General features: G+C 63.6%; 21 protein-coding genes. 3 read left to right on the top strand and 18 right to left on the bottom strand.

Annotated features, from left to right (window positions below; all coding sequences use genetic code 11):
* Positions 1-47: 47 nt before the first annotated feature.
* From bamA to IVA95_RS15275, 10 genes are all read right to left on the bottom strand, one after another.
* Positions 48-2,576, bottom strand: a complete 2,529-nt coding sequence (gene bamA / locus IVA95_RS15320) for an outer membrane protein assembly factor BamA (protein ID WP_247511216.1) — start codon at positions 2,574-2,576, stop codon at positions 48-50.
* Between the two features lie 173 nt (positions 2,577-2,749).
* The gene (gene rseP / locus IVA95_RS15315; protein ID WP_247511209.1) at positions 2,750-3,925 is read right to left on the bottom strand and encodes an RIP metalloprotease RseP; all 1,176 of its coding nucleotides are present in this window, start codon (positions 3,923-3,925) and stop codon (positions 2,750-2,752) included.
* Positions 3,926-3,968: 43 nt separating this feature from the next.
* Positions 3,969-5,195 carry a 1-deoxy-D-xylulose-5-phosphate reductoisomerase gene (gene dxr, locus IVA95_RS15310; protein ID WP_247511208.1) on the bottom strand — a complete coding sequence of 409 codons (1,227 nt, stop codon included), beginning with the start codon at positions 5,193-5,195 and terminating at the stop codon, positions 3,969-3,971.
* Between the two features lie 3 nt (positions 5,196-5,198).
* Positions 5,199-6,047, bottom strand: a complete 849-nt coding sequence (locus IVA95_RS15305) for a phosphatidate cytidylyltransferase (protein ID WP_247511207.1) — start codon at positions 6,045-6,047, stop codon at positions 5,199-5,201.
* On the bottom strand, positions 6,044-6,799 hold the full coding sequence (locus IVA95_RS15300; RefSeq protein ID WP_213250322.1) for an isoprenyl transferase: 756 nt from the start codon (positions 6,797-6,799) through the stop codon (positions 6,044-6,046). Before IVA95_RS15300 ends, IVA95_RS15305 begins: the two co-directional genes overlap by 4 nt.
* Before the next feature lie 41 nt (positions 6,800-6,840).
* Positions 6,841-7,404 carry a ribosome recycling factor gene (frr, locus tag IVA95_RS15295; RefSeq protein ID WP_065729162.1) on the bottom strand — a complete coding sequence of 188 codons (564 nt, stop codon included), beginning with the start codon at positions 7,402-7,404 and terminating at the stop codon, positions 6,841-6,843.
* A 70-nt stretch (positions 7,405-7,474) separates the two neighbouring features.
* Positions 7,475-8,191, bottom strand: coding sequence for a UMP kinase (pyrH, locus tag IVA95_RS15290; protein ID WP_247511206.1), 717 nt, complete (start codon positions 8,189-8,191; stop codon positions 7,475-7,477).
* Positions 8,192-8,261: 70 nt separating this feature from the next.
* The gene (gene tsf, locus IVA95_RS15285) at positions 8,262-9,188 is read right to left on the bottom strand and encodes a translation elongation factor Ts (RefSeq protein ID WP_213250329.1); all 927 of its coding nucleotides are present in this window, start codon (positions 9,186-9,188) and stop codon (positions 8,262-8,264) included.
* A 132-nt stretch (positions 9,189-9,320) separates the two neighbouring features.
* Positions 9,321-10,319, bottom strand: coding sequence for a 30S ribosomal protein S2 (locus IVA95_RS15280; protein WP_213250331.1), 999 nt, complete (start codon positions 10,317-10,319; stop codon positions 9,321-9,323).
* Between the two features lie 224 nt (positions 10,320-10,543).
* Positions 10,544-12,943, bottom strand: a complete 2,400-nt coding sequence (locus IVA95_RS15275; protein ID WP_247511205.1) for a caspase domain-containing protein — start codon at positions 12,941-12,943, stop codon at positions 10,544-10,546.
* A 263-nt stretch (positions 12,944-13,206) separates the two neighbouring features.
* On the opposite strand from IVA95_RS15275, the gene IVA95_RS15270 reads away from it, so the two are divergent.
* Positions 13,207-13,674, top strand: a complete 468-nt coding sequence (locus IVA95_RS15270) for a YbaK/EbsC family protein (protein ID WP_247511204.1) — start codon at positions 13,207-13,209, stop codon at positions 13,672-13,674.
* A 77-nt stretch (positions 13,675-13,751) separates the two neighbouring features.
* Here the strand turns inward: IVA95_RS15270 and IVA95_RS15265 are convergent, their stop codons facing one another.
* The 7 genes from IVA95_RS15265 to IVA95_RS15235 all read right to left on the bottom strand — a co-directional run bounded on the left by IVA95_RS15265 (position 13,752) and on the right by IVA95_RS15235 (position 23,041).
* Positions 13,752-14,171 (bottom strand): CBS domain-containing protein, encoded by a 420-nt coding sequence (locus IVA95_RS15265; protein ID WP_213250337.1) that lies wholly within the window; start codon positions 14,169-14,171, stop codon positions 13,752-13,754.
* A gap of 605 nt (positions 14,172-14,776) precedes the next feature.
* Positions 14,777-15,208, bottom strand: coding sequence for a DUF2846 domain-containing protein (locus IVA95_RS15260; protein WP_247511203.1), 432 nt, complete (start codon positions 15,206-15,208; stop codon positions 14,777-14,779).
* A 73-nt stretch (positions 15,209-15,281) separates the two neighbouring features.
* Positions 15,282-16,244 (bottom strand): FHA domain-containing protein, encoded by a 963-nt coding sequence (locus IVA95_RS15255; protein WP_247511202.1) that lies wholly within the window; start codon positions 16,242-16,244, stop codon positions 15,282-15,284.
* The gene (locus IVA95_RS15250) at positions 16,241-17,521 is read right to left on the bottom strand and encodes a serine protease (RefSeq protein ID WP_247511215.1); all 1,281 of its coding nucleotides are present in this window, start codon (positions 17,519-17,521) and stop codon (positions 16,241-16,243) included. Before IVA95_RS15250 ends, IVA95_RS15255 begins: the two co-directional genes overlap by 4 nt.
* A 252-nt stretch (positions 17,522-17,773) precedes the next feature.
* Positions 17,774-21,283 carry a DNA polymerase III subunit alpha gene (gene dnaE, locus IVA95_RS15245; RefSeq protein ID WP_247511201.1) on the bottom strand — a complete coding sequence of 1,170 codons (3,510 nt, stop codon included), beginning with the start codon at positions 21,281-21,283 and terminating at the stop codon, positions 17,774-17,776.
* 575 nt (positions 21,284-21,858) lie between these two features.
* A complete protein-coding gene (locus IVA95_RS15240; protein WP_247511200.1) occupies positions 21,859-22,110 on the bottom strand; it encodes a hypothetical protein in 252 nt (83 codons plus the stop codon).
* A gap of 184 nt (positions 22,111-22,294) precedes the next feature.
* A complete protein-coding gene (locus IVA95_RS15235; RefSeq protein WP_247511199.1) occupies positions 22,295-23,041 on the bottom strand; it encodes an outer membrane beta-barrel protein in 747 nt (248 codons plus the stop codon).
* 299 nt (positions 23,042-23,340) lie between these two features.
* On the opposite strand from IVA95_RS15235, the gene IVA95_RS15230 reads away from it, so the two are divergent.
* Both IVA95_RS15230 and IVA95_RS15225 read left to right on the top strand, forming a co-directional pair.
* Positions 23,341-23,634 (top strand): DUF3551 domain-containing protein, encoded by a 294-nt coding sequence (locus tag IVA95_RS15230; protein WP_247511198.1) that lies wholly within the window; start codon positions 23,341-23,343, stop codon positions 23,632-23,634.
* Positions 23,635-23,734: 100 nt separating this feature from the next.
* Positions 23,735-24,052, top strand: coding sequence for a DUF3551 domain-containing protein (locus tag IVA95_RS15225; protein ID WP_346658006.1), 318 nt, complete (start codon positions 23,735-23,737; stop codon positions 24,050-24,052).
* A 5-nt stretch (positions 24,053-24,057) separates the two neighbouring features.
* Here IVA95_RS15225 and IVA95_RS15220 read toward each other — a convergent pair whose 3' ends face one another.
* Positions 24,058-24,756: an ABC transporter ATP-binding protein gene (locus IVA95_RS15220; RefSeq protein ID WP_213250349.1), complete on the bottom strand. Its 699-nt coding sequence runs from the start codon at positions 24,754-24,756 to the stop codon at positions 24,058-24,060.

Raw genomic sequence — 24,756 nt, 5'->3', positions numbered from 1 at the left:
TGGTGTTCTCGTCACGCGGACCTTAGTCCGTTTCGCTTCAAGACACCTTAGAACGATGTGCCACCGCCAAACTTGAATTCCTGCACGCGGTCAAACTGACCCTTCGTAAGCGGAACCGCATAGTCGAAGCGCAGCGGACCGAAGGGCGAGGCCCAGATGATACCGACACCCACCGAGGTGCGAACCACATTGCCGTTGTCGTACTGCAATCCCAAACAGGTCCCGGGATTGGGTCCAGTCGTCGCCGTCGCCTGCGTCGGCGGGACACAGCCAGGCACATTGACCTCGCCCGTTGCCGCCCACGACGTCGGACCCTTGTAGTCGAACAGTCCGCCGGCGTCGGCATAGACCGAGCCCTTGAGCCCAACTTCCTTCGGCAGGAACCAGAACGGCATCTGCAATTCGAACGAAGCGCCCCAATACTTGGTGCCGCCGAGCGCGTCGCGCGTGCCGAACGGATTCAGGTCGCGCGGACCGATACCGTTCGGCGCAAAGCCGCGAACCAGGTTCGGACCCATCTGGAAGTGATCCAGCATGCGCAGCTCGCTGCCGCCGAACTGGTTGAGAATACCGCCCTGGAGATGGATCAGGCCGACAATATCGGCGACCAGCGGGGTGTAGTACTTCGCATCGATCGCCGACTTGATGTAGCTCACGTCGCCGCCAACACCGGCGAAGTCCTGCTTCCAGTCGATCAGCAAGCCATCGGTCGGGTTCTTGTTATTGTCCAGCGTGTTGTAGTTCAGCGAATAGCCGACCGACGAGGTCAGCGTCTTGCCGCTCTGCAGTTCCTTGCGAACCGGCAGCGAAGCTTCACCATCGAAGTAACATCCGAGACCGCTTGTGGATGTCAGGTCGATGCCGTTCAAGTTCGCAAAGGCCGGGCTTGGGTTGAAGGCGAGCAACGAGTTCGCCGGGTTGTTGTTACAGTTCGCGAGCTGGCTCGGCAGCGAGATTTCCTGCTGATAGATCGAGTAGCGCAACTGAAGCGCGAGATCTTCGCGCAAGGTGAAGCCGAGCCGCGGGCTGAAGCCAAGCGTCTTCGTGCCATAGGCGATGTAGCTGTTGGCCAATTGCTCGCGGTAGAACAGGTCGAGGCCGAGCGCGACGCGATAGTCGAGCAAATAGGGGTCGACGAACGACAGTGAGCCGCCACGCGCGTACTGACCGTAGGTCACGGCAGCCTTCGCATACAGGCCGCGGCCGAGGAAGTTGCGCTCGGAGATACTGACCTCGGCCAGTGCGCCGTCCGTGGTCGAATAGCCGCCCGACACCGAGAAGTCGCCGGTCGATTTTTCTTCGAGATCGACGATCAGGATCACGCGATCGGTCGACGAGCCGGGCTCGGTGACGATTTTCACGCTCTTGAAGAAGTCGAGGTTCTTCAGCCGGCGCTCGGCGCGATCGACCAGGGCGCGGTTGTAGGCGTCGCCTTCGGACAGGTCGAACTCGCGGCGGATCACGTAGTCGCGGGTACGGGTGTTGCCGCGGACGTTGATGCGCTCGATATAGGTTCGCGGGCCTTCGTCGACGGCGAACACGATCGAAACGGTGTGCTGCTCGAAATTGCGATCGCCGCGCGGACGCACCACGGCGAAGGCATAGCCGCGCCGTGAAGCCTCGATCTGCATTTCCTCGACGGATTTCTCCAGTGCCTCGGCATTGTAAACCGAGCCGACGCTGACGCGCGAGAAGCTGCGCATCGATGCGGCATCGAGGGTCGGGATGGAGGTCTGGAAATCGACGGAAGCAACGCGATATTGCTGCCCCTCATCGATCTTGAAGGTGACGAGGAAGCCCTTCTTGTCGGGATCATATTCGGTCAGCGCGGCGACCACCTGCACGTCGGCGTAACCGTTCTTGAGGTAGAAGCGGCGAATCAGGTCGCGGTCGGCCTCGACCCGGTCGGGATCGTAGACGTCGGCGCCGCCGAGGAAGCTCAGAAGGTTCGATTCGCGGGTCTTGATGACGTCCTTGAGGCGATAGGACGAATAGGCGACGTTGCCGATGAACTCGATCGACTTGACGCCGGTCTTGCTGCCTTCGGTGATCGTGAAGATCAGATCGACGCGGTTGTTCGGCTGCTCGATGATTTCCGGAGTGACGCGCACGTCATAGCGGCCGGAGCGCCGGTAGATTTCGGCGATACGCTGGGCGTCCGACTGAACCATAGGGCGCGAGAAAGTACCGCGCGGCTTGGACTGGATTTCAGCCGAAAGCTGCTCGTCCTTGACCTTCTTGTTGCCTTCAAACGCAATGCGCCCGATCACCGCGTTTTCGACAACCGTCACGACCAGCCGGCCGCCGACCTGGTTGATTCGCACGTCCTGGAACAAGCCGGTCTCGATCAGCGCCTTTAGACCGTCGTCGATCTGGGCCTGCCCGAGGCGGCCGCCGGGGCCCGGCTTGAAGTAGGAGCGAATGGTCTCGACCTCGACACGCCGGTTCCCTTCGACCGTGATCGACGCCGCGGTCTGGGCCGCAGCCGGCACAGAGATCAGCGCGCCCCCCATCGGCGCGGCAACCATGATCAGAGCGGCCAGCAAGCCCCCCCGCACTCGCATTCCAAACATCATCCGCAACGCGCCCTCGTCATTGCAATGCCGGCCCGTACCCCTACGAACCGGCAGATTCCCAAAGTTGCATTGCTTGTAGCCAATTTCGACAGGGCGGCAAACCAGACATCGCGATGCGATTCCATTTTCATTCCAAGACGTTGCCAATGGGCAACGCCATAAAAAAGCCGCTTCTACGATCTCCCGAACAGCCCCTTCAACCACGGCACCTGATGGAAGTCGTTGTAGAAGGCGAACACCATCAGCATCAGCACCAAAACCAGTCCGACTCGGAACCCGTATTCTTGGGACTTTTCCGACAATGGACGCCCGCGGAGCACCTCGGCCGTGTAGAACATAAGGTGACCGCCGTCGAGCAAGGGCACCGGGAACAAATTCAATAGCCCGATCGAAATGGACAGCACCGCCGCCAAATGGAGCAGCGGGATGATTCCCAAGGTGGCCACCTGCCCCGAAATCTGCGCGATCCGAATCGGCCCGCCGATCTGGTCCGCACTCGCCCGGCCGGTAAAAATGTTCCCGATATAGGCGAGCGTCTGCTCGATGACGAACCAAGTTTCCTTAATTCCCAGCCAAAGTGCGGTGGCCGGATCGACCTTCTCCGTGGTGACTTCGCCGGGCGTCGTCGCCCGGGTAATGCCGAGAATTCCGAGCCGCTGGGTATTGCCGAACGGATCCTTCACTTCGCGCAGTTCCGGCGTGCCATTCAACTGCAGCGTGGAATCACCGCGCTTGACGGTGAAAGTCATGGTCTCGCCGGCGCGAACGCTCACGAAGCGCTGCATGTCGGAGAAGCTGCCGATCGTCTTGCCGTCGATGGCGGTGACGATGTCGCCGACCTGAAAGCCCGCCCGCTCGGCGGCGCTGCTGGCTTCGATCTTGTCGACGCGTGCCGTCGTGCTCGGCTTGCCGAAGAAAGTGAAGAGACAGGTGAAAATGACGATCGCCAGAATGAAATTCGCAATCGGACCGGCGGCCACGATGGCTGCGCGCGCGCCGACCTTCTTGTGATGGAAACTGCCCGCGCGCTCTTCCTCGCTCATGCGGGCGAGCGATTCGGCCGAGGCCGGCGTTGAGGCCTCCGATTCGTCGCCGAAGAACTTCACGTAACCGCCGAGCGGGATGGCGGAGATTTTCCAGCGCGTGCCATGACGGTCGTTGAAGCCGGCAAGTTCCGGCCCGAAACCGAGCGAGAACGTCAACACCTTCACGCCCGCCCATCGGGCGACCAGGAAGTGGCCGAGTTCATGGAAGAACACGACGATGGTCAGAACGAACAAAAAGGGAATGATGTAGCCGATGAGCCCGTGGCCCAACGTATTGAAACTATTTAGCAAAAGTTCTGACATCAGGTTCCCCTCGACAAGAGCCGATGGCTCCGTCCCCAACCCTCTAGGATGCCTTTAAGGCAATTTGAGGCAATAGGGAGGCAGCTCGATTTCGCGCGTTATGGTCAACGGAAATGGCGTCGTCGGCCGAGCTCAAAGGCGCAAGGTTCCCGGCACGAATCCAGTCGTTGATGGTGGCTTCCACGAGGCGCGCGATCGACCCGAACTTGATCTTTCCGGCGATGAACGCCGCCACCGCCACCTCATTGGCAGCATTGAATACCGTGGTCGCGCCGCGTCCTGTACGTAACGCCTCGTAGGCCAGCCGCAAGCCCGGGAAGCGCTCGAAGTCCGGCGCCTCGAACGTGAGCTGGCCGATTTTTGCGAGGTCCAGCCTGGCTGACGGGCCGACGATTCGATCGGGCCATCCAAGGCAGTGCGCGATCGGGATGCGCATGTCGGGCGCGCCGAGCTGCGCAACCACAGAGCGATCGGAGAATTCGACCATGCCGTGGATGATCGACTGCGGATGCACGAGAACGTCGATCTCGTCGGCCGAGAGTGCAAACAGATAGGAAGCTTCGATGACTTCGAGGCCCTTGTTCATCATCGAGGCCGAATCAATGGTGATCTTCTGGCCCATGCTCCAGTTCGGATGCTTCAAGGCCTGCTCAAGCGTCGCCCGCTCGATGTCGGCCGGCGCCCAGGTGCGGAACGGGCCGCCGGATGCGGTGATGATCACGCGCACCAATTCCTCGCGATTGCCGGAAGAGAGCGCCTGAAACAGCGCGTTGTGTTCGGAATCCGCCGGGAGGATGCAGGCGCCGGCCTTCGCCGCGCGCTGCATGAAGAAATCGCCCGCACAAACCAGGCATTCCTTGTTCGCCAATGCGACGGCGGCGCCGCGGTCGACCGCAGCGAGCGCGGGCTTCAGCCCGGCCGCGCCGCTTACCGCCGCCATCACCCAGTCGGCGGGACGCGCGGCGGCCTCGATGATCGCGCTTTCGCCGGCGCCGCATTCGATGTTCGTGCCTGCCAGCGCATCCTTCAGTTCGGCAAGGCGCGCGGGGTCGGCGATCGCAGCGAATCGCACGCCAAATTCCTTCGCGAGCCTGGCCAGCGCTTCGACATTGGTATTCGCGGTCAGCGCCTCGACCTGATAGCGGTCGCGCGCGCCGCGCAGCAAATCCATCGTGCTGTCGCCGATGGAGCCGGTGGCGCCCAGCACCGTGACGGTGCGCACATCCGATAAAGCGGCGGCCCTGTTGTTACGCAATGGAACTGCGCTCATGTTTCACCAAACCATAAGACCGCGACCGACGCCATCGGCGCCGCCCCGCAGAAAGCCGAAAAGTGCCGCCACGACAACGGCTGCGACAAACCCGTCCAGACGATCCATTAGTCCGCCATGGCCGGGAATGATGTGACTTGAGTCCTTTACGCCAAAACGGCGCTTCACGGCGGATTCGAAGAGGTCGCCGAGCTGCGAAGCCACCGAGAGGGTCGCCGAAAGCATCAATAGCGGCCCTATTCTGCCCAGATCGAACGCGGCAAATCCGCCTGCCACAGCCAGACTGGCGGCAAAACCGCCGACGGCGCCGGCCCAGGTCTTTTTCGGACTGACGCGCGGCCACAGTTTCGGTCCGCCAATACCGCGGCCCGCGAAATAGCCGCCACTATCGGTCACCCATACGATCAGCAGCACGAGCATCAGGGCGGCAAAACCCTTTACGGAATCCAAACGCACCAGCACCGAGGCAATCTCGGCCGCCGCCGCGTACAGAAATCCGGCTGCCGCCCAGTTTCGCCGTTCCGGCGCGATCGACACGACCGCGACAAAGCCGATGCCGAGTACGATTAGGGCGGCATCGAGCCGGCCGATCGCAAAGCAAACCCCGCCGAGCGCAAGCGCGGCCACGCCGGGGACGATCACACGCGTTGCCCCGGCGAGACCCACGATCGCGAGCCATTCGACGAACAGACCGATGGCCGCCAGCGTCACCAGCGCGGCCCACAGCCAGCCGCCCGCATAGGCGATGGCGACCGCAAGCGGGATCAGCACCGCGGCGGCGGCGATACGCATCACGAGATTGCGCGAATCGGGCGCGCTTACTGCCGCCGGCGAGGGCTCGGGGTCCGTCACGATCCGGTTTTCGCGGCCAGACCGCCGAAACGGCGTTCCCGTCTGGCATATTCGGCAATCGCGCTTTCGAGCGCGGCCTTGTCGAAATCCGGCCAGTGGATCGGCACGAACACGAGCTCGCTATAGGCCGCCTGCCACATCAGGAAGTTCGACAGCCGCTGTTCGCCGCTGGTGCGGATGATCAGGTCGGGATCGGGAATCTCAGGCGCATCGAGATAGCGGCCGAGCGTATCGGCATCGATCGATGCGGGGTCACGCTTGCCCTCCGCGACTTCGCGCGCCAGCCGCTGGGCAGCGCCGGCGATTTCCTGGCGCGATCCGTAATTGAACGCGACCACGAGGTTGAGCTTGGTGTTGGCTCTCGTCAGTTCCTCGGCCTCGTTCAACAGCGTGCAGATATCGGGCTCCAGCCCCTCTCGTTCGCCGATCACGCGCACGCGCACGCCGTCGCGGTGCAGCGTCGCCAAATCGTTGCGGATGAAGCGGCGAAGCAGACCGAAGAGATCGCCGATTTCGGTCGCCGGCCGCGACCAGTTTTCGGAGCTGAACGAAAAGATCGTCAGATAGAGCACGCCGAGTTCGTGGGCTGCGCGAACGACGCGGCGCAGCGCCTCGACGCCGCGACGATGGCCTTCGGTGCGCGGCAAGCCGCGGGCTGCCGCCCAGCGCCCGTTTCCGTCCATGATGATCGCCACATGCAACGGGACGGATCGATCCGGTCCTTCCGTGGCGGGGGCGGCGGCGTTCGGCATTATCTCAATTCCAGTGCCAGTCTCACTCGTGAACGTTGCCATTAAACGGTGAGGATTTCCTTTTCCTTCGCCGCCAGCAACTGATCGATTTCGGCAATCGTCGCGTCGGTCGCCTTCTGCACATCATGGGCCAAGCGCTCCTGATCGTCTTCGGAGATCTCGTGATTCTTCTCGAGCTTCTTGACGATGTCCAGGCCGTCACGACGGACGTGGCGAACGGCAACCTTGGCGGCCTCGGCGTATTTATGCGCGACCTTCACCAGTTCCTTGCGCCGTTCCTCGTTAAGCTCGGGAATCCGCAGGCGCAGCACCTGCCCTTCGGTCGCGGGCGAAAGGCCGAGATTGGAATCGACGATCGCCTTCTCCACGGCTTTCACCATCGACTTGTCCCACACCTGGACGGAAAGCAGCCGCGGCTCGGGTACGCTGACGGTGGCGAGCTGGTTGAGCGGCATGTGCGAGCCGTAGGCCTCGACCTGCACCGGCTCAAGCATGGACGCCGCCGCGCGGCCGGTCCGCAAGCCGCCCAACTCGTGCTTGAGCGCATGGGTGGCGCCTTGCATGCGGCGCTTCAATTCATTGATGTCAAAACCGGGCGTGGGCATAGCGCTCTCCCCTCCTTAGAAACCAGCCGCCGGCGTCTTGAAGCCGCGGTTCGAAACTGCAACCGGCCTATCAGCCAGCAACCACCGTGCCGCGGCCGGTCCCGCGCAGGATCGCGCCGATCGAACCCGGCTCGGCGATCGAGAATACGATGATAGGCAGTGACGTCTCGCGGGCAAGCGCGAATGCGGTCGCGTCCATCACCTTGTAGTCGCCGGCGATCGCCTGCGAATGCGTCAGCCGATCGAACCGTTTGGCCAACGGGTCTTTTCTCGGGTCGGCGCTGTAGACGCCGTCGACATTGGTCGCCTTGAGCACCGCCTGCGCCCCGATTTCGGCCGCCCGCAGCACCGCGGTAGTATCAGTGGTGAAGAACGGATTGCCGGTTCCACCGCCGAGCAGGACGATTCGTCCGTCCGCGAGATATTTGTGCGCTGCACCGCGGGTGAACAGCTCCGAAATCTCCGGCATCACGAAAGCCGAAAGCGTCCGCGCCGGCGCTCCCTTGCGCTCGATCGCAGCTTCCAGCGCCAGACAGTTCATCACAGTGGCGAGCATGCCCATGGTGTCGCCGGTCGGGCGCGACACGCCGCGCGAGGAGACCTCCACGCCACGAACGATGTTGCCGCCGCCGATCACGACGGCCACCTCGACGCCGAGCTTCTTCGCCGCGATCAGGTCGTCGGCGATACGGTCGATGGTAGGCTGGTGGATACCGAAAGACTGGCTGCCTGCGAGATACTCGCCCGAGAGCTTGATCACGACGCGACGATAGACCGGCTCAGCCATTGCTTATCGCTTCCTTGTCCCGCGCAGGTAACTTCCGGCGCTTTGCGCCGGAAGACTGTGACCGCAGCGGTTACTTTTTGCCGCTGGCCGCCGCGACTTCGGCTGCGAAATCGGATTCCTGCTTTTCGATTCCCTCGCCGAGAGCATAGCGCACAAATCCGGCAATCTTCACAGGTGCGCCGATCTTGCCTTCGGCTTCTTTCAGAGCTTGCGCGACCGACTTGCCCTTTTCGTCGTGGATGAACGCCTGCTCCAACAGACAGACTTCCTTGTAATAGGTCTTCAGGCCGGACTCGACGATCTTTTCGATCACGTTTTCCGGCTTGCCCTGCTGGCGATACTTGTCGGCCAGCACGTCCTTTTCGCGCTTAACGATCTCGGGGTCGAGGCCGGACGGATCCAGCGCCTGCGGATTGGTCGCAGCCACATGCATCGCAAGCTGACGTCCGAGATGCGCGAGTTCATCGGTCTTGCCGGTGGATTCCAGCGCGACCAGCACGCCCATCTTGCCGGCGCCATCGATCACGGCGCCATGGATGTAGCTTGACACCACACCCTTGCCGACCTCAAGCGAGGCAGCACGGCGCAGCGTCATGTTCTCGCCGATGGTGGCGATCGCGTCCGAAATCGCGGTTTCGACCGTGACGCTGCCGACCTTCGCCGCCTTGATCTTCTCGACGTCCGCACCAACGTCGAGCGCGACCTGCGCGATCATCTTGACGAGGCCCTGGAACTGCTCATTGCGGGCGACGAAATCGGTCTCGGAATTGACTTCGACCACGACGCCCTTGACGCCCGAGGTGACCGCGCCGATCAGGCCTTCGGCCGCGACGCGGCCGGCCTTCTTCGCGGCCTTCGAGAGGCCCTTCTTGCGCAGCCAATCCTGGGCGCCCTGCATGTCGCCCGCGGTTTCGGTGAGCGCTGCCTTGCAGTCCATCATGCCCGCGCCAGTCGACTCGCGCAGTTCCTTGACCATTGCCGCAGTGATCGTTGCCATCGTCGAATATCCTTCTTGCCTGTGAGCTGCAGGCGCGGCGCGCGCCTTGCGCCGTGCCGTCGTCAGCTACAGGGAACGCCGTATCTGGGAGCAGGACCGGTGGCCGGAAGACCCGGCCACGCGGAGAACCAATTATTCCGCTTCCGCGGTCAGCGCCTTGGCCTGGGCGACCCAGGCATCGGCCCGGCTCGGAAGACCAACCTCTTCACCGATCTTGTGCGCGGTGTCGTGGTCGAGTTCGGCAAGCTGCCAGTAATGGAAGATGCCGAGGTCGTTGAGCTTCTTCTCGATCGTGCCCGACACGCCGGTGAGCTTCTTGAGGTTGTCGGCAGTGCCGCGCGGACCGGCCAGCCCCTGGAATCCTGAAGTTTCCGGCGCGGTCGGAATTTCCTCGCGGACCGGCTGAACGGCGGCGCCGATGTCGATGCCGGACTCGCCCTGCGCGCGCGAGATGCCGTCGATGGCGGCGCGGGCCACCAGGTCGCAATAGAGCGAAATGGCGCGGCCGGCGTCGTCATTGCCCGGCACCACATAGGTGATGCCCTTGGGATCGGAGTTGGTGTCGACGATCGCGGCAACGGGAATGTTGAGACGCTGCGCTTCCTGGATCGCGATATCTTCCTTGTTGGTGTCGATCACGAAGATCATGTCGGGCAAACCGCCCATGTCCTTGATGCCGCCGAGCGAACGGTCGAGCTTGTCGCGCTCGCGCTGCAGCGTCAGCCGCTCCTTCTTGGTGTAGGAGTTGGCCTCGCCTGAAGACAGCACCTCATCAAGGTGACGCAGCCGCTTGATCGAGCCCGAAATCGTCTTCCAGTTGGTCAGCGTGCCGCCGAGCCAGCGCGAATTGACGAAATACTGCGCCGAGCGCTTGGCCGCCTCGGCAACGCCGTCCTGCGCCTGACGCTTGGTGCCGACGAACAGGATGCGGCCGCCCTTGGCGACGGTATCCGACACCGCCTGCAGCGCGCGATGCAGCATCGGCACAGTCTGGGCGAGATCGATGATGTGGATGTTGTTGCGAGCACCGAAAATGTAATCCGCCATCTTCGGATTCCAGCGGTGCGATTGGTGGCCAAAGTGGACGCCAGCTTCCAAGAGCTGACGCATGGAAAAATCGGGTAGCGCCATCGTGATAGTTCTCCGGTTGGTTCCTCCGGAAACGTGTGAGCAAACGAGCCTGATTGGCCCGGTTGCCACCGGACGGCCTTTGAGAGCCATGTTTCCGTGTGAGATGGCGCGCTATATAGCCGGATTCCAGCCAGAAGCAAGGAAATACGGCCGAATTTTCGGTCTTCCAGCCCCGCGATTTAGGGCCGCTCCGGCCAGACCCGGGGGATCTGGCCCGTTAACAATCAGCATCGGGCACCCGGCGGACACGCCCTCGCCGCCGCTGCCGCCGGTGGCGCTGGACGCGGCGGGGGTGGCGCAGCCATCCGCGGCGGCGGTGGCGGTGGCGCCGCCATCCGGGGCGGTGGCGGTGGCGCTGCCGTCCGGGGCGGCGGCGGTGGCGCCGCCATACGCGGAGGCGGCGGCGCCGCCATACGTGGGGGTGGCGGCGGTGGTGCTGCCATCCTTGGCGGAGGTGATGGCGCGGCCATCCTCGCCGGTGGAGGCGGCGCAGCCATTCGCGGCGGCGGAGCCGACGGGGCGACGCGAGCTGCCGGCGGCGGTGGGGGCCTTGCCACATGCGCCGCCGACGGCGGCGGGGCTCGCCGCAATTCCGGCTGCGGTTGAGGTCTCGGAGCAACCGTAGCGGTCGGCTTTGGCGGCGCGGCGGCGCTCGGTGGCGGCACGGCCGCTCTTGGCTGTTGGCCAGCCGAAGCCGGCGGAGCAGTCGCCCCGATGGCGGGCCTGGGGCCTGCAGCCGCGCCGGGCGTAGCCGGCGCGGCCGATCCCGGACGGGGCGCTCCCGGCGCAAGCCTCGCGCTCGGATTGACTGCCCCCGGTGACACCGCAGCGCTGGGAGGCGCGGCTGGCGCCCCCTTCGCGCCTGGAACTGGCAGGGCATTGCGCGGCGAAGGCTGTGTCGAAGGCAGCGCGCCTGGCGCGTTCGCCGGTTGGGTCGCGTTCGGCCTTCCGGTCGGTCCCGCCGGAGCGCCGGGCAAACCAGTTCTCACGGCGGGATTGATCGTGGCGCTCGGCGGCACCGGCGCTTTGCCCTGCTGGATCAAGGTGGCCCGTTGCGCCACGGCAGGCGGCAGCGTCGGCGTGGCGCTCCCCTGGCCCGGCCTAACCGCCACCGCCGCCGGGGAGCCGGGGCGTCGGGTGGCCCTATCGCCAAGTCCCGCCGCAGGCAAAGCGGGCTGCGGCGGCCTATTGATGACGTTGTTGATGACGGCCCGATTGTGGATGTTGGCAAAGATGATGTTGTTCGGTGGCGGCGCCACATAGCGCGGCGGCCTCACATAGACCGGTATCGGCACAAAGATCGGCTGCGGCAGGATGAACAGGCCGATCGGCGGCGGTGGCGGCTCCAGCACCACGAAGTCCTCCGGCGGCGGCGGCAGGTAGTAGACCGGCGCCGGTGGTGGCGGGACAAAATCGAACTCGGGATCGAAGAAGGCCAGCACCGGACGTTCGACATAGATAAACTCGTCCGGTGGCGGCGGCGGCACGTCGTATTCGATGACTTCAAATGTCGGCGGCGGCTCGAGCGGCGCGGTGAGAATGGCCAGCCGGCGGCGCGCGTCGGCCGCATGAGGCCCGCGCGGGTAGCGCTGCAGATACGACCAATAGGCGTTCGGGGTGTCGGCGCGATAGGTGCGGCGCCAGGTGATCGCTTCACGCCGCGCCGCCACAATCGCCCTCACCCGCTTCGCCAGCGGATCGCTCGCGTGGGCGGCGAGGAAATCCTCGTAGGCCTGCAACGTGTCGCGCTCCAGCGCTGCAGCATAGGCTTCCTGCACGCCGAGATCGCGGATCGGTCTGTCCCTGACAGCGGCGACCTGATCGGGCGGTGCCGGAGCCGGCGCATCGGGAGCGCGCTCGAAGAACGTGAAGCTAGCGTCGATCTTCTGGCTGTCCCAGGGTACCTGCGCGCCCTCGCTCGCCTCGTTGACGCGGAGCCGTACGCGATTGAAAACCTCCGGCAGCGGCAATCCACCGGTCCGGATCATCTCGGCCAACGACTGGGCGTAAATGCCGTACGGTCCCTGCTCGGTCGGCGCCACGGTGCCGGGCGCCGCATTGAACGCGATCAGCATGCGCGGATCGGCCTCGACCAGAGCGAGGCCGCTCGCGATCTGCCCATCGACGAACGGCTGCTGCCGCGCCGCGTCCAGCACGACGATTCCGGCCTTCAGCGGCAGCGAGGCGAGTTGGCGGATGTAGTCGCCGGTTCGCAACGCCTCGGTCGGAATATCGGCATCGCGATTGATCGCGGAATCGACCGGCACGAAATAGTTCTCGCCGGCCAATTGCAGCCCATAGCCGGCCAGATAAACCATCGCGACCGTGTCCGGCCCCGAGCTTTCGGCCTTCCGAATGAAGTCGCGGAAACTCTTGCGCAGCGTGTCGCCATCGAGGTCGCGGGCGCCGATCACGTCGAATCCCGCCGCCTGCAAGGTTTGGGCGATCAGGCCGGCATCGTTGGCCGTGGTTGCCAGCGGCGATTTCGCATAGGCGGCATTGCCGACCACCAGCGCGATGCGCTTTTCCTGTTGTTGCGCAGCGGCGGAGCTCAAATGACCGGCCAGCCCGGATATCGCGACGAGACACACCGAGAGGATCGACAAACTTCTTGCTACCCGCATGGGATCCCACCCTGTCACCGCCCGCGCTGTATGGGACGCGCGTTGAGCTGAACCTTTCTTGAACAAATGCGCTCTCAGCAAGGCATGCCGCAAGTGAAATCGAGCCCGGGATTCTGCTCCTCCCGGTTCCGGCACCGAGATTCGCATTGTCGCGGCGCCCCGGCAGGCGTATCCTCTCGTCGAGATCGTGTTCGCCCGCATCGTGAGGCGACTGCGCGAGTTCCTCCCGGTGTGCGGAATGCCCATGCAATGGAGGAATTGCCATGACCGTCGCCCCGACCCTGCAGAAATATCTCGATCAGAGCGTCACCTACGACCTGATCCCTCATGCTCCCACGAAGTCATCGACGCGTACAGCGGAAGCCTGCCACGTGCCGGGCGACGCGCTGGCCAAGGCCGTCGTGCTGCGCCGTGACGGCGGCTACATGATGGCCGTTCTTCCGGCCTCCCATCACCTGCATATGTCGGCGCTGAGAAGTCAGCTCGGCCACAAGGTCGACCTGGCGAGCGAGAAGGAGATCGCGGAGCTGTTTGTCGACTGCGACGTTGGAGCCATCCCGCCGGTTGGCGAGTGCTATGGGCTCGATGTCATCGTCGACGACAGTATCGACGCACGACGGGACATCTACATGGAGGGCGGCGACCATTCGACGCTGATCCGCATGGACGGCGACCAGTTCGCCAAACTGACGGCGAAGGCCTGGCGCGGCCACTTCAGCACGCACGATTGAGGCCGCCTGATCCCGCCGACGGCCCGCGTCGATTTCGACGCGGGCGCCGGTACTCGTAGCGCGAGGGCCGCCGCGCGTCAGTGATGGGCGGAAACGCTCTTCACGCACCCGGCCAGTAAATCATTGGGCGCCAAGCGGCCGACGTCGCCGAGGCTGATCATGCCGACCATTCGCTTGTTCTTGTTGATCACCGGCAGCCTGCGAACCTGCAGCGCCTCCATATGATGGACGGCCTTGGCGAGGTCGTCGTCCTCGCGACAGCAATGGATGCCTTCGGTCATCACGTCGCGCGCCTGCGCGCGGCTGGGGTCGAACTTGCCGTTCGCAAGCCCTTTGCAGACGATGTCGCGATCGGTCACCATCCCGATCAGCTTGTCGTCCTCTCCGATCGGAATGCAGCCGATGTCATGTTCGCGCATCAGCTTCGCGATTTCGGTAATGGGGGTGTCGGGATTGACCCAGTCGACGCCCTTGTGCATCGCGTCTTTGACTTTCATGGCGGACCTCCGTTACTGCGATTTCAGGTGATACTCCCGTGATGCAGCACAGTTCCCCCTCGGCTCGATTATATGATGGTTCGGGCAGGTCGGCATCGAAAAGGCAATGACAACTTCTTGAATTCGCCAAAGGCGTCGTTGCGCGAGTTGAAGTACTCCGGCGCAACGCCGACGTAGAAACCGCCGGCCAGGTCGTCGCCCGGCAGTTCATTGCGCGCCCGGCCGGCGATGAAAATTGGACGACCGGCGCCAGGAAGCAACCACAGCCGATGTAGCGGCCGAGCCATGCGCGACCGTCGCCTGCACCTGACCGGCATGGTGTTTGGTGGTCTACGCCACGCTCCATCCTCTCGCGTAGGTCAAATATTCGGCCTGGGGCGGTTGGCGATTGATCCAGATCAACCGCGTGCGATCTTGACCGTCTCTGCCCTCGACCCGGCAACAAGCCGGTTACGCCTGATGATGCTGACACGTTTTGGCAGCGTGCCCAGACAGACTTTAGTTGGCTTGGTGACGGGACGGGTTAATGTCGCGCGCGCAGCGGCTGCTCGATCTCATTCAGCTCGTGCCTGGCTCTTCCGGTCCGGCCCGCGTTTGCCGGCGCGCTATTGGCCCAGCTTGAGCTCCGCAATGGTTGTTCTCGCGGCCGCATCGTCCAGAGGAAAAAAGTCGATCGGCCCGGGATTGTCGTAGCCCGAGGTAAATGCAGTGCCGAGCGCCAGCCCCAATATTCCGCCTCCGGTTCCGGCCGCGGTGGCCATCAAGGCGTTCTTTTGCTTACTTGTCCGCGCCACGAAAAAATAGGTTTGGCCGGATTGGACTGTGATGTCGTGTTTGGTCACGCCCGGGAACGCGGCCTCGGTGGCCGTCAATTGACGCGGGCCGTGTGGGCGATCGACGAAGACAAAGGTGCCGGTCTTGAGGCCGGACAGCGGCGTCCCGTCGAGCTGAACTTCCCACGCCCCATCGACGATGCCGCCATAGCCCTTTCCGCGCAGCACGACGATCCGCGCGTGCCCTGCTTTCGGCGGGCCCACCTAAAATGCGATGGGCTTGCCAACGAGCGCGTTGTGCATTTGGGGCCGCACTCGCCGCCAGCGGCGCAATCAACTACTGGATCGTCTCGTTTGGCCTGGCATGCACGCGATCGCTGTCGAGCCTGGTTTTGAGATTGGCGATCTCGCCAAAGAATACGTTTTGCTCACTGAGCTGGACCGCACGGAACGCAGGCGGCATGAGCTGGTGCGTGGTGTATTGCCGCCCGTAGTCGGAAAAAGCCTCGGACCGCTGCAAGGTCTGGAACGCAATCGCCGTAACGAGCAGCGCGACCACGATGGCGCCCTTCAGCTTCAGCCGGGTTCGGCCTACCTCGCGCAGATGCAGGAAGCACATGGCGGCCAAGATCGACCACGTCGCGACATATTGGTACGTGCTGGCCCCGGACCAGGTCCACGCAAACGCAAAAACCCGGGCAAACTCGTGGTAGAGCGAGAAAGCAAGGCCGCCCGCCAGCGTGATGAGCAGGTTGCGCAAGAGGTGCGAGCTGCCGGAAAATATTCGCGACAGCAGCGCCCATACGCCAGCCCACACGAGGATCGTGGCGACGATCCAAAGCAGCGGGGTGAGATAGCTCGAAGCCCGCAACTCGGCCGTCTGGGCCAGCCAGATCTGAAGCGCGCTCAGTCCCAACAGCGACGCGCCGAGCGCTGCGACCGCAGCGATCGGCAAGGTCTGCCACTCCGGCGGGGCCACGCGTTCGGGTTCGACCTCATGGTGGATCTCGCGAATGCGCAGCCAGGTTTGGCCGATACGAATCGGCTGTTTGCCGTCAACGACGATGCGCGCGAGCCGGTTGCGGCCGCCGTCGAGAAACGTGCCGTTGGCGCTGCCCAGATCCTCGGCAACAAGTTGCCCGGCTTCGTCGCGAAAGACGCGCAGATGCTGTGCGGCAACATAGGGATCGTCGATGATGACGTCGTTGTCATAGCCGCGGCCGATGCGCGCCTCCGGAGCGGCGATCCGGAAACGCGCGGCAATATCGCGATGACGCGACAGTACTTCCACCCAGATCATTTGCTCGACTGCACCGATTGAAGGAAGCGCTTGCCGAGCGCCACGGCGTCGTCATAGGCCACGGCCTGAAGGCTCAATCGCGAGACCAACGCCTCGCTGGCCTGGTCCTGGGTCACGGCGATCAGGGCCACGTCGTAGAGCCCTTCGAATTCACGATAGGCCTGCGCGCACCAGATAACCCTGAGCGGTGGGTGGTCCGACGCCGCCGCGGCACCGACAAAATCCTCGTGACAGCGCTGCGGCGTATACCACTTGCGGAAGGGCCCGCCGCCGACAAGCCTCGGCTGGCTCATCTGCGTCAGAAGGTTTGCAAGCTGGAACTGATTGAGATCGGTGGCCTTGACGTAGGAATGATCGATCTGGATCGCTCCCGTGTTCAGGTCGGGAGCGACATACAGGCCGGTATCGGCCTTGCAGTTGATCGAATTGATGCTGGCGCGCGGCCTGGGCGTGGCACCCGCATTGGTATTCGCCCAGCAATTGAACCAGGGCGCGACCGTCTCGGGGGCCAGATACGGCCCGAGCGCGGTCGAACGAAACCCCTTCTCGGCAAACGATCTGTAGAGCGCCGACTGCCAGGCGGCGAGTTGTCGGCCGACCTCGGCCCGCAGATCCGGCGGGGTTTTCTGCCCGCGCACCCGCTGCAGCAGCGCCGCCGCATAGCGCGCCGGGACCAGAAAGCTGACAAGTTGGCCGCCCCTGCGGGTGGCGACATTGACGCCAACCACCTGTCCCTCGGCGGAAACGGTCGGGCCGCCACTCATACCCGGGTTGAGCGCGCCACTGAAGTGCACACGATCATTGTAGGTGCGGTCTACCAAGCCGTTATAGGTGCCTTCGACGATCGTGAATCCGAGGTCGAGCGGGTTGCCCATGGAATACAGGCGCTCGCCCTTGGAAGGCGCGCCTTCCATTGCGGCGCTGTCGAAGGCGAAAAATGGAGCGTCATGCTTGGCAAGGCGAACGATCGCGAGGTCGTTTGGCAGATCTACGCCCACCACGCTGAGCTCTCCGCGACCGCCGTCGGCCGCGGTATACTCGAGCCGAAAGGTTTTCGGCTCGAGTACGGCCTGCGAAATCACGTGGTAATTGGTGATCGCCAGCCCGTCGGCGGACACCAGGAAGCCGGAGCCGATCGACGCCTGCTGTCCTGCATCCGCGACCAGCGTCCGAATCTGCAGCAGTCGCGGCGGCGCCGCGGCATAGATGCCCTCCGCGATCGAAGATGCGCCCTGCGCCGTCCACGCCGTGCCGCCGTCAAGGGCCAGGAACAGCAGCAACCATGTTAGCGCACGCACAACCCTGGCAACCGAAACAGCCACGAAGCCCCCCTGGCCATGCCCACACGTCAATGATGGCTCTCGCCGTTTAGCCAAAACGCCGCGTGGTTGCAATCGTATCCCCATGCGCCCGACAAACGACGCCGCATATTGCGTTAACGGGTACCGAAGGGGTGCGATACCTTTAACGAATGCCAATCGTGCCTGCCGTAATTTCGGTCGGCCGCGGGAGCAGCTCCTTGCCACGACCTACACCGTCTGCACATCCACCACGCCGGCAACCGCCTTGATCGCGCCCGCGATCTGCGGCGAGACCTTGAAACGGCCCGGCAGCTTCATCTCCACCTCGGTCTGCAGATCGAGCATGATGACGAGCGAGACGTCGCCATCGGCGCCGCCAGATGGCGCGGGCGCAGGCTTCGCCGGCAGGCCCTTGGCCGGACCGTTTTGCGCCGATGCTTCCGGCATGTTGAGCCGTCTTGCGATCGAATCCAGCGGCTTGGTGTCGCGAACGAATATCCGCAGGCCCTTTTGGGTCTTGGCCGCGGCGTCATCCAGCGGCTCGGCATGCAGCACCCGCGCGCGCACATCCTCGCCCTGCAACTCGGCGCCGAGCTGCAGCAACACGGCCGCCCCCGGCTCCAGCACGTCGCGATATTGCGCCAGGCCTTCGGAAAACAGCACCGCCTCGAAATGTCCAGTCGGGTCCGAGAGGCCCATGATGCCCATCTTGTTGCCGGTCTTCGTGCGGCGCTCCATGCGCGACACCACGGTGGCCGCAACCCTGCCCGCGGTCGCGCCGGTCTTCACGGCACGGGAGAATTCCGCCCAGGACTGCACCCGCAACCGCTTCAACACGGTGGCGTAATCGTCGAGCGGGTGGCCGGACAGGAAGAAGCCCACGGCGTCGTATTCGCGGCGCAGTTTTTCGGCCGGCAACCACGGCTCGATCTGCGGCAGCATGATGGTCGGCGCGTCGGCAGCATTGCCGAACATGTCGTTCTGACCGATTGTTGCGGCTTCGTGGCTGCGCTGACAGGCGGCAAGAATCGCGTCCGCCCCGGCAAAGACACGGGCGCGATTAGACTCCAGCGTATCGAATGCGCCGGCCGCGGCCAGGCTTTCGATGACACGCTTGTTGATCGCACGCGGATTGACGCGGGCGGCGAAGTCGGCGAGCGAGGTGAAGGCGCCCTTCTTGCGCTCCTCCACGATCTGTTCGACCGCCTGCAGGCCGACGCCCTTCAGCGCGGCCAGCGCATAGTAGATGGTCTTCTCGCCAACCTCGAAGGTGGCGCCCGAGCGGTTGATGTTCGGCGCCTCGACCTTGATGCCGAGACGCTGCGCCTCGGCGCGAAATTCCGAAAGCTTGTCGGTGTTGTTGAGTTCGAGCGTCATCGACGCCGCCAAAAACTCCACCGGGTAATGCGCCTTCATGTAGGCGGTGTGGTAGGACACCAGCGCGTAAGCCGCAGCGTGGCTCTTGTTGAAGCCGTAGTCGGCGAATTTGGCGAGCAGTTCGAAAATCGTGTCCGCCTGCCCCTTCGGTACGCCGTTCTTGACCGCCCCGGCGACGAAGATCGCGCGTTGCTTTTCCATCTCGGCGCGGATCTTCTTGCCCATCGCGCGGCGCAGCAGGTCGGCGTCGCCGAGCGAATAGCCGGCCATCACCTGCGCGATCTGCATCACCTGTTCCTGGTAGATGATGACGCCGAACGTCTCTTTCAGGATCGGCTCCAGGATCGGATGCAGATATTCCGGCTCCTCGTCGCCGTGCTTGCGCGCGCAATAGGTCGGGATGTTGGCCATCGGACCCGGGCGATAGAGCGCCACCAGCGCGATGATGTCCTCGAAGCGGTCGGGACGCATGTCGATCAGCGCGCGCCGCATGCCCTGGCTTTCCACCTGGAACACGCCGACCACGTCGCCCCGCGCCAGCATCTGGTAACTCGGCGCATCGTCGATCGGCAGCGTCGCCAGATCGACATGGATGTTGCGCTGTTTGAGCAGTTTCACCGCGACGTCGAGCACGGTCAGTGTCTTGAGGCCGAGGAAGTCGAACTTCACCAGCCCGGCCGGCTCGACCCATTTCATGTTGAACTGGGTCACCGGCATGTCGGATTTGGGATCGCGATAGAGCGGCACCAGCTCGCTTAAAGGTCGGTCGCCGATCACGATGCCGGCGGCGTGGGTCGAGGCGTGGCGGGTCAGTCCTTCGAGGCGCTGGGCGATGTCGAAGGCGCGCGCGACCACCGGGTCCTCGTCGCGGAACGCCTGCAGCTTGGGTTCACCCTCGATCGCCTGCGCCAGCGTCACCGGCGCGGCGGGATTTTGCGGCACCAGCTTTGTGAGCTTGTCGACCTGCCCGTAGGGCATCTGCAGCACGCGGCCGACGTCGCGCAGCACGCCGCGGGCCTGCAGCGTTCCGAAGGTGATGATCTGCGCCACCTGATCGCGGCCATAGCGCTGCTGCACGTAGTCGATCACCTCGCCGCGGCGGTCCTGGCAGAAGTCGATGTCGAAGTCCGGCATCGAGACGCGCTCGGGATTGAGGAAGCGCTCGAATAGTAGCCCAAAGCGAATCGGATCGAGGTCGGTGATGGTGAGCGCATAGGCGACCAGCGAGCCGGCGCCGGAGCCGCGGCCCGGACCGACCGGAATATCGTGGGCCTTGGCCCATTTGATGAAGTCGGAGACGATCAGGAAGTAGCCCGCATAGTTCATGCGGTTGATGACGTCGATCTCGAAGGCGAGACGCTTGTGGTATTCCTCTTCCGTCGTGCCGGGCGACAGGCCATGAACCTGCAGGCGCCGTGCGAGCCCCTCCTCGGCCTGACGCTTTAGCTCCGCGGCTTCCTCGGTTGCCGCGTCGGAGCCCGAGTCCGCGCCGACGGTGAAGCGCGGCAGGATCGGCTTTCGCGTCTTCGGCCGGAACGAGCAGCGCTCGGCGATCTCGACAGTAGAGGCCAGCGCTTCCGGAATGTCGGCAAACAGCACCGCCATTTCGGCGCGCGTTTTGAAGCGGTGATCGGGGGTGAGCTGCTCGCGGTCGGTCTCGGCGATCAGCTTGCCGCCGGCGATGCACAACAACGCATCATGGGCTTCATAATCGTCGTTCGACGCAAAGTAAGGCTCGTTGGTCGCGACCAGCGGCAGGCCCTTGGCGTAGGCAAGATCGATCAGGCCGGCCTCGACGCGACGCTCCTTGTCGACACCGTGACGCTGCAATTCGACATAGAGGCGATCGCCGAACAGGCCCGCCAGCCGGTCGATACGTGTTGCTCCAAGCGCCGCGTGATCGGCATTGAGCGCCAGCGAAATCGGGCCGTCGGGGCCGCCGGTCAGCGCGATCAAATCCTCGGCATCGCCCTCCAGCCATTCGAGCTTGATGTGCGGCGATTGATGGACCGGCGTTTCCAAAAACGCTCGCGAGTTCAACCGCATCAGACTGCGGTAACCGCGCTCGCGCGCCGCCAGCAGCACGATTCGCGACGGCGTGGCAGCCAGCGCATTACGGGCGTTGGGATCCTGATCGCCGAAATCGACCGCGAGCTCGCAGCCGACGATCGGCTGGATACCGTAGCCGGCCATCTTGTCGGAGAATTCCAGCGCTCCGAACATGTTGTCGGTGTCGGTCAGCGCCAGGGCTGGCTGGCTGTCGGCTTTCGCCAGTTCGCCGAGCTTGGCGATCTTGATGGAGCCCTTCAGCAGCGAATAGGCCGAATGAACGTGGAGATGAACGAATCCTGCACTGGACATGCGCTAAAGCGGCTCTTGCATCGATGGGGAGCGATCGCCGGCAGCTAAGGGAGCGCCGACTCGCTGCCACAATGGTGATGCCTTGGCCGGACGGAGTCCACGCGGATCGCGCGGTGCGCGCGCGCCATCCGGCTTTTCCCCAGCCCACCCGCAAGCCGGATCGGGCCGGGTCTCCGCCCCGCCTTAAAGCTGTGGAATCACCTGGGCCCAGACCGCGATCATCCCGACAAACAGCGTAATCGACGCCAGCGCCGCCGCTTCTTCCACGAACATCCGCAACATGATCCGACTCCCTCGGTCCAAGAACATATGAGGAACATTGTTCCTCTTTTGTTCCTGGAGTCAAGGGCGGCAGCGGCCTCTGCTTTAAAAATGCCCTCCGAAGAGATCGCTTGGTTAATTCCGGAGGTCAGGAAAATCGATTGCAGGCACCAGCCATCGACAAGTTCGAACAAAAAGGCAGCCGCTCAGGGCGGCTAACGACTCTCGCGCTTCGCGCCCGGAGCAGCGTGCCCGTCGCGCTACGCGATGATAGCCTTGGCAATCTGGCTGGAGACCCCCGGGGTGTTCGAGGATTACTCGAAGCGCCTCATAAGTCGCTCGATGTAGTCGTTCACAGCATCAGCAAAACTCAAATCCAAACCGGGACATTCCTCCTTGTGCGCCTGGACGGCTTGCTGGACGTTAGTGAGGGCATTTTTCTGATCCGGTGGCGGTGTCGCGGCGACGTATTCGTTGACCGCTCTTTCCGCCGCTCCAATGCCGTTGGCATCGCCCTCCGCGATTAGCGAGCGCAAGGCCGACATACATTTGTCAAAGGTTTCCATCCCACCAATATGACCCCGAACCGGGTCGATTTCCAGGCATCCGGACTGTCACGATCAAAGTGACGCAGTACCCAAGGGCCCTCCTTCCGGATTGGCCGTCCGTTCACGATGGCTAACCGCCCGGTCGCAAAAAAGCCCCGGGACTGCGCCCGGGGCCTTCATTGTTTCGCAAGTTCGCGCGAGATCAATACCTCGCGACGCCCGGACCGCCGAACTTGTAGTTCAGACGGGCGGTGACGAGATCGACGTCCTGACTGATGCGGTCGGCGCCGAAGAAGCCGCCGGCCGGCGTGGTGAAGGTGTAAGTACGGTCCTGCATGAACAGGTGATTGTACTCGACGCCAATTGACCAGTTCGGCGCGAAGGCGTATTCGAGGCCAGCGCCGATCGTGCCGCCCCAGCGGGTGTCGTCGCCGGTGACACCAGTGACCGCGCCTGCAAGGTTGGTGATGCGGTAGCTATTCGAGGTCACAGCGGCACCGCCCTTGACGTAGAGCAGGACGTTGTTGACGGCATAACCAACCTGACCGGTGAACAGGCCGAACGCATCGACGTTCGTGTGGTTGCGGGAGCCGGCGAACAGCGTGCTCACGTTGCTGCCCGAGAAGTCGGCCCAGTTGCCCTGGGCTTCAAGACCGAACACGAAGGTGCCAGCCTGCCAACGGTAGCCGACCTGGCCACCGACCGTTCCGCCAGTCGCGTCATGGGAGCCCTCGGGGCCAACCAAAAAGGCAGGCGGAACCGAATCCCAGTCGTTGCGGCTCGAACCCCAGCCGCCGTTCGCACCGATGTAGAATCCGGTCCAATCATACACAGCAGCAACCATCGGGGGCGCCTTGGTGTAAGGACGCGCCGCGAGATCCGCAGCGAGTGCCGGCGCAGTCGCGCCGAGCGCGATCAGACTGGCCGTAACAAGCAAAACCTTCTTCATTCTTATTCCCGTTCCTTTTTGAACAGCCCCCAAGGCCGCGGCATGCTCATAGCATCGTTGGCTCGAATTGCTGTAACCTCGCTGCAACAGCACACACCAAACGGCCTCCGTGTGGACGCAAGTTAATGTTGTCTTGCAGACGTTTTTCGAAACTTTGCGCCGGAGCTCGCCGCAAAAAACTCACATTTTGTTTTGCGGCCGTATTTGCAAAGCGGTTTGGCTTGACGGAATTGCAGAGCTGCGGCTTGTGTCGATCAGAATGAACGCGAAGCGCCAATGCGCCGTGAGGGAGATTCGAAATGCGTAGAGCGATTCTGGCCGTGCTGACCGCGATCGGATTGGCAGCTATCGGTGCTGCGCCTGCCGAAGCAGTCGGCACTCGATATCCGTTCTGCCTTCAGGGCGATGAACATCCGGGACTGAGCTACTGCACGTTCACGAGTTACGAGCAGTGTCAGGCGACCGCTTCGGGACGCTTTCTCACCTGCATTGCCAATCCCTATTATATTGGTGAGAGCGAACCCCCTCCCGCCGCGTATCGCCCGCTGCCCGGCCGCGCGCTGCCGCCTGCTCCCGGCTACGGCAGGTACTGAGCAGCGGCGCCTTTCGCCGCCGAGACATTTCCGCATACGCGAGCCTCCGGACCCCTGCACCTACAGCGCGTGAACGTGATTTGACGCCGGACTGCGTCGAATGTCTGCTGGCCGTCAGCACACGCTGACCGACGCAGTTCTCAAGGAGATTTCGATGCGTATTCTGGCTTTGGCGATTCTGGCAGTCGGGGCAGGCTCGACGGCTGCACCGGCGCAAGCACAGACGTACGATCCCAGTTATCCGGTTTGCCTGCATGTCTATGGCCGGATCAGCTACTACGAATGTCGTTATACATCGCTGCCTCAATGCAACATGTCGGCGTCGGGCCGCTCGGCGCAGTGCGTGATCAACCCCTATTTCGCACATGCTCAGGGACCGTCGTCACATCGCAACAAGCGGTACCGCAACGTCTACTGAACGCCCTATTCGAGTTCGACGACCCGGCCGTCGACCAGCGACACCCGCCGGTCCATGCGGCCGGCGAGCTCCATATTGTGGGTGGCGATCAGCATCGCGACCTGCGTCGCCTTCACGAGCTGCATCAGCGCCTTGAAGACGTGATCGGCGGTATGCGGATCAAGATTTCCGGTCGGCTCGTCGGCGAGTAGGGCCCGCGGCGCATTGGCGACCGCGCGCGCGATGGCGACGCGCTGCTGCTCGCCGCCGGACAGTTCGGCCGGACGGTGCGAAATGCGATCGCCGAGGCCGAGATAGGCTAAAATCTCCTGCGAGCGCTTGATTGTCTCGGAACGTTTGAGGCCGCGGATCATCTGCGGCAGCATGACATTTTCGAGCGCGGTGAATTCCGGCAACAGCCGGTGCGATTGATAGACGAACCCGATATCGGAGCGCCGGATCTGGGTGCGGTCGATGTCTGACAATTGCGAGGTCGGCGTGCCCGCGACATAGACCTCGCCTTCGTCGGGGCTTTCGAGCAGGCCCGCGATGTGCAGCAGCGTCGACTTGCCCGACCCCGAGGGCGCCACCAGCGCTACCGACTGCCCCGCCCACAGCGCAAGCTTGGCGCCGTTGAGGATGGTCAGCGTCGCCTCGCCCTGCCTGTACTCGCGTTTTATCTCGTGGAGATAGATAACCGGTACATCTTCCGCCTCCTCGGCCAT

The organism is Bradyrhizobium sp. 157 (assembly GCF_023073815.1).
Taxonomy (GTDB): Bacteria; Pseudomonadota; Alphaproteobacteria; order Rhizobiales; family Xanthobacteraceae; genus Bradyrhizobium.
This window is presented reverse-complemented; position numbering and strand designations above follow the sequence as displayed.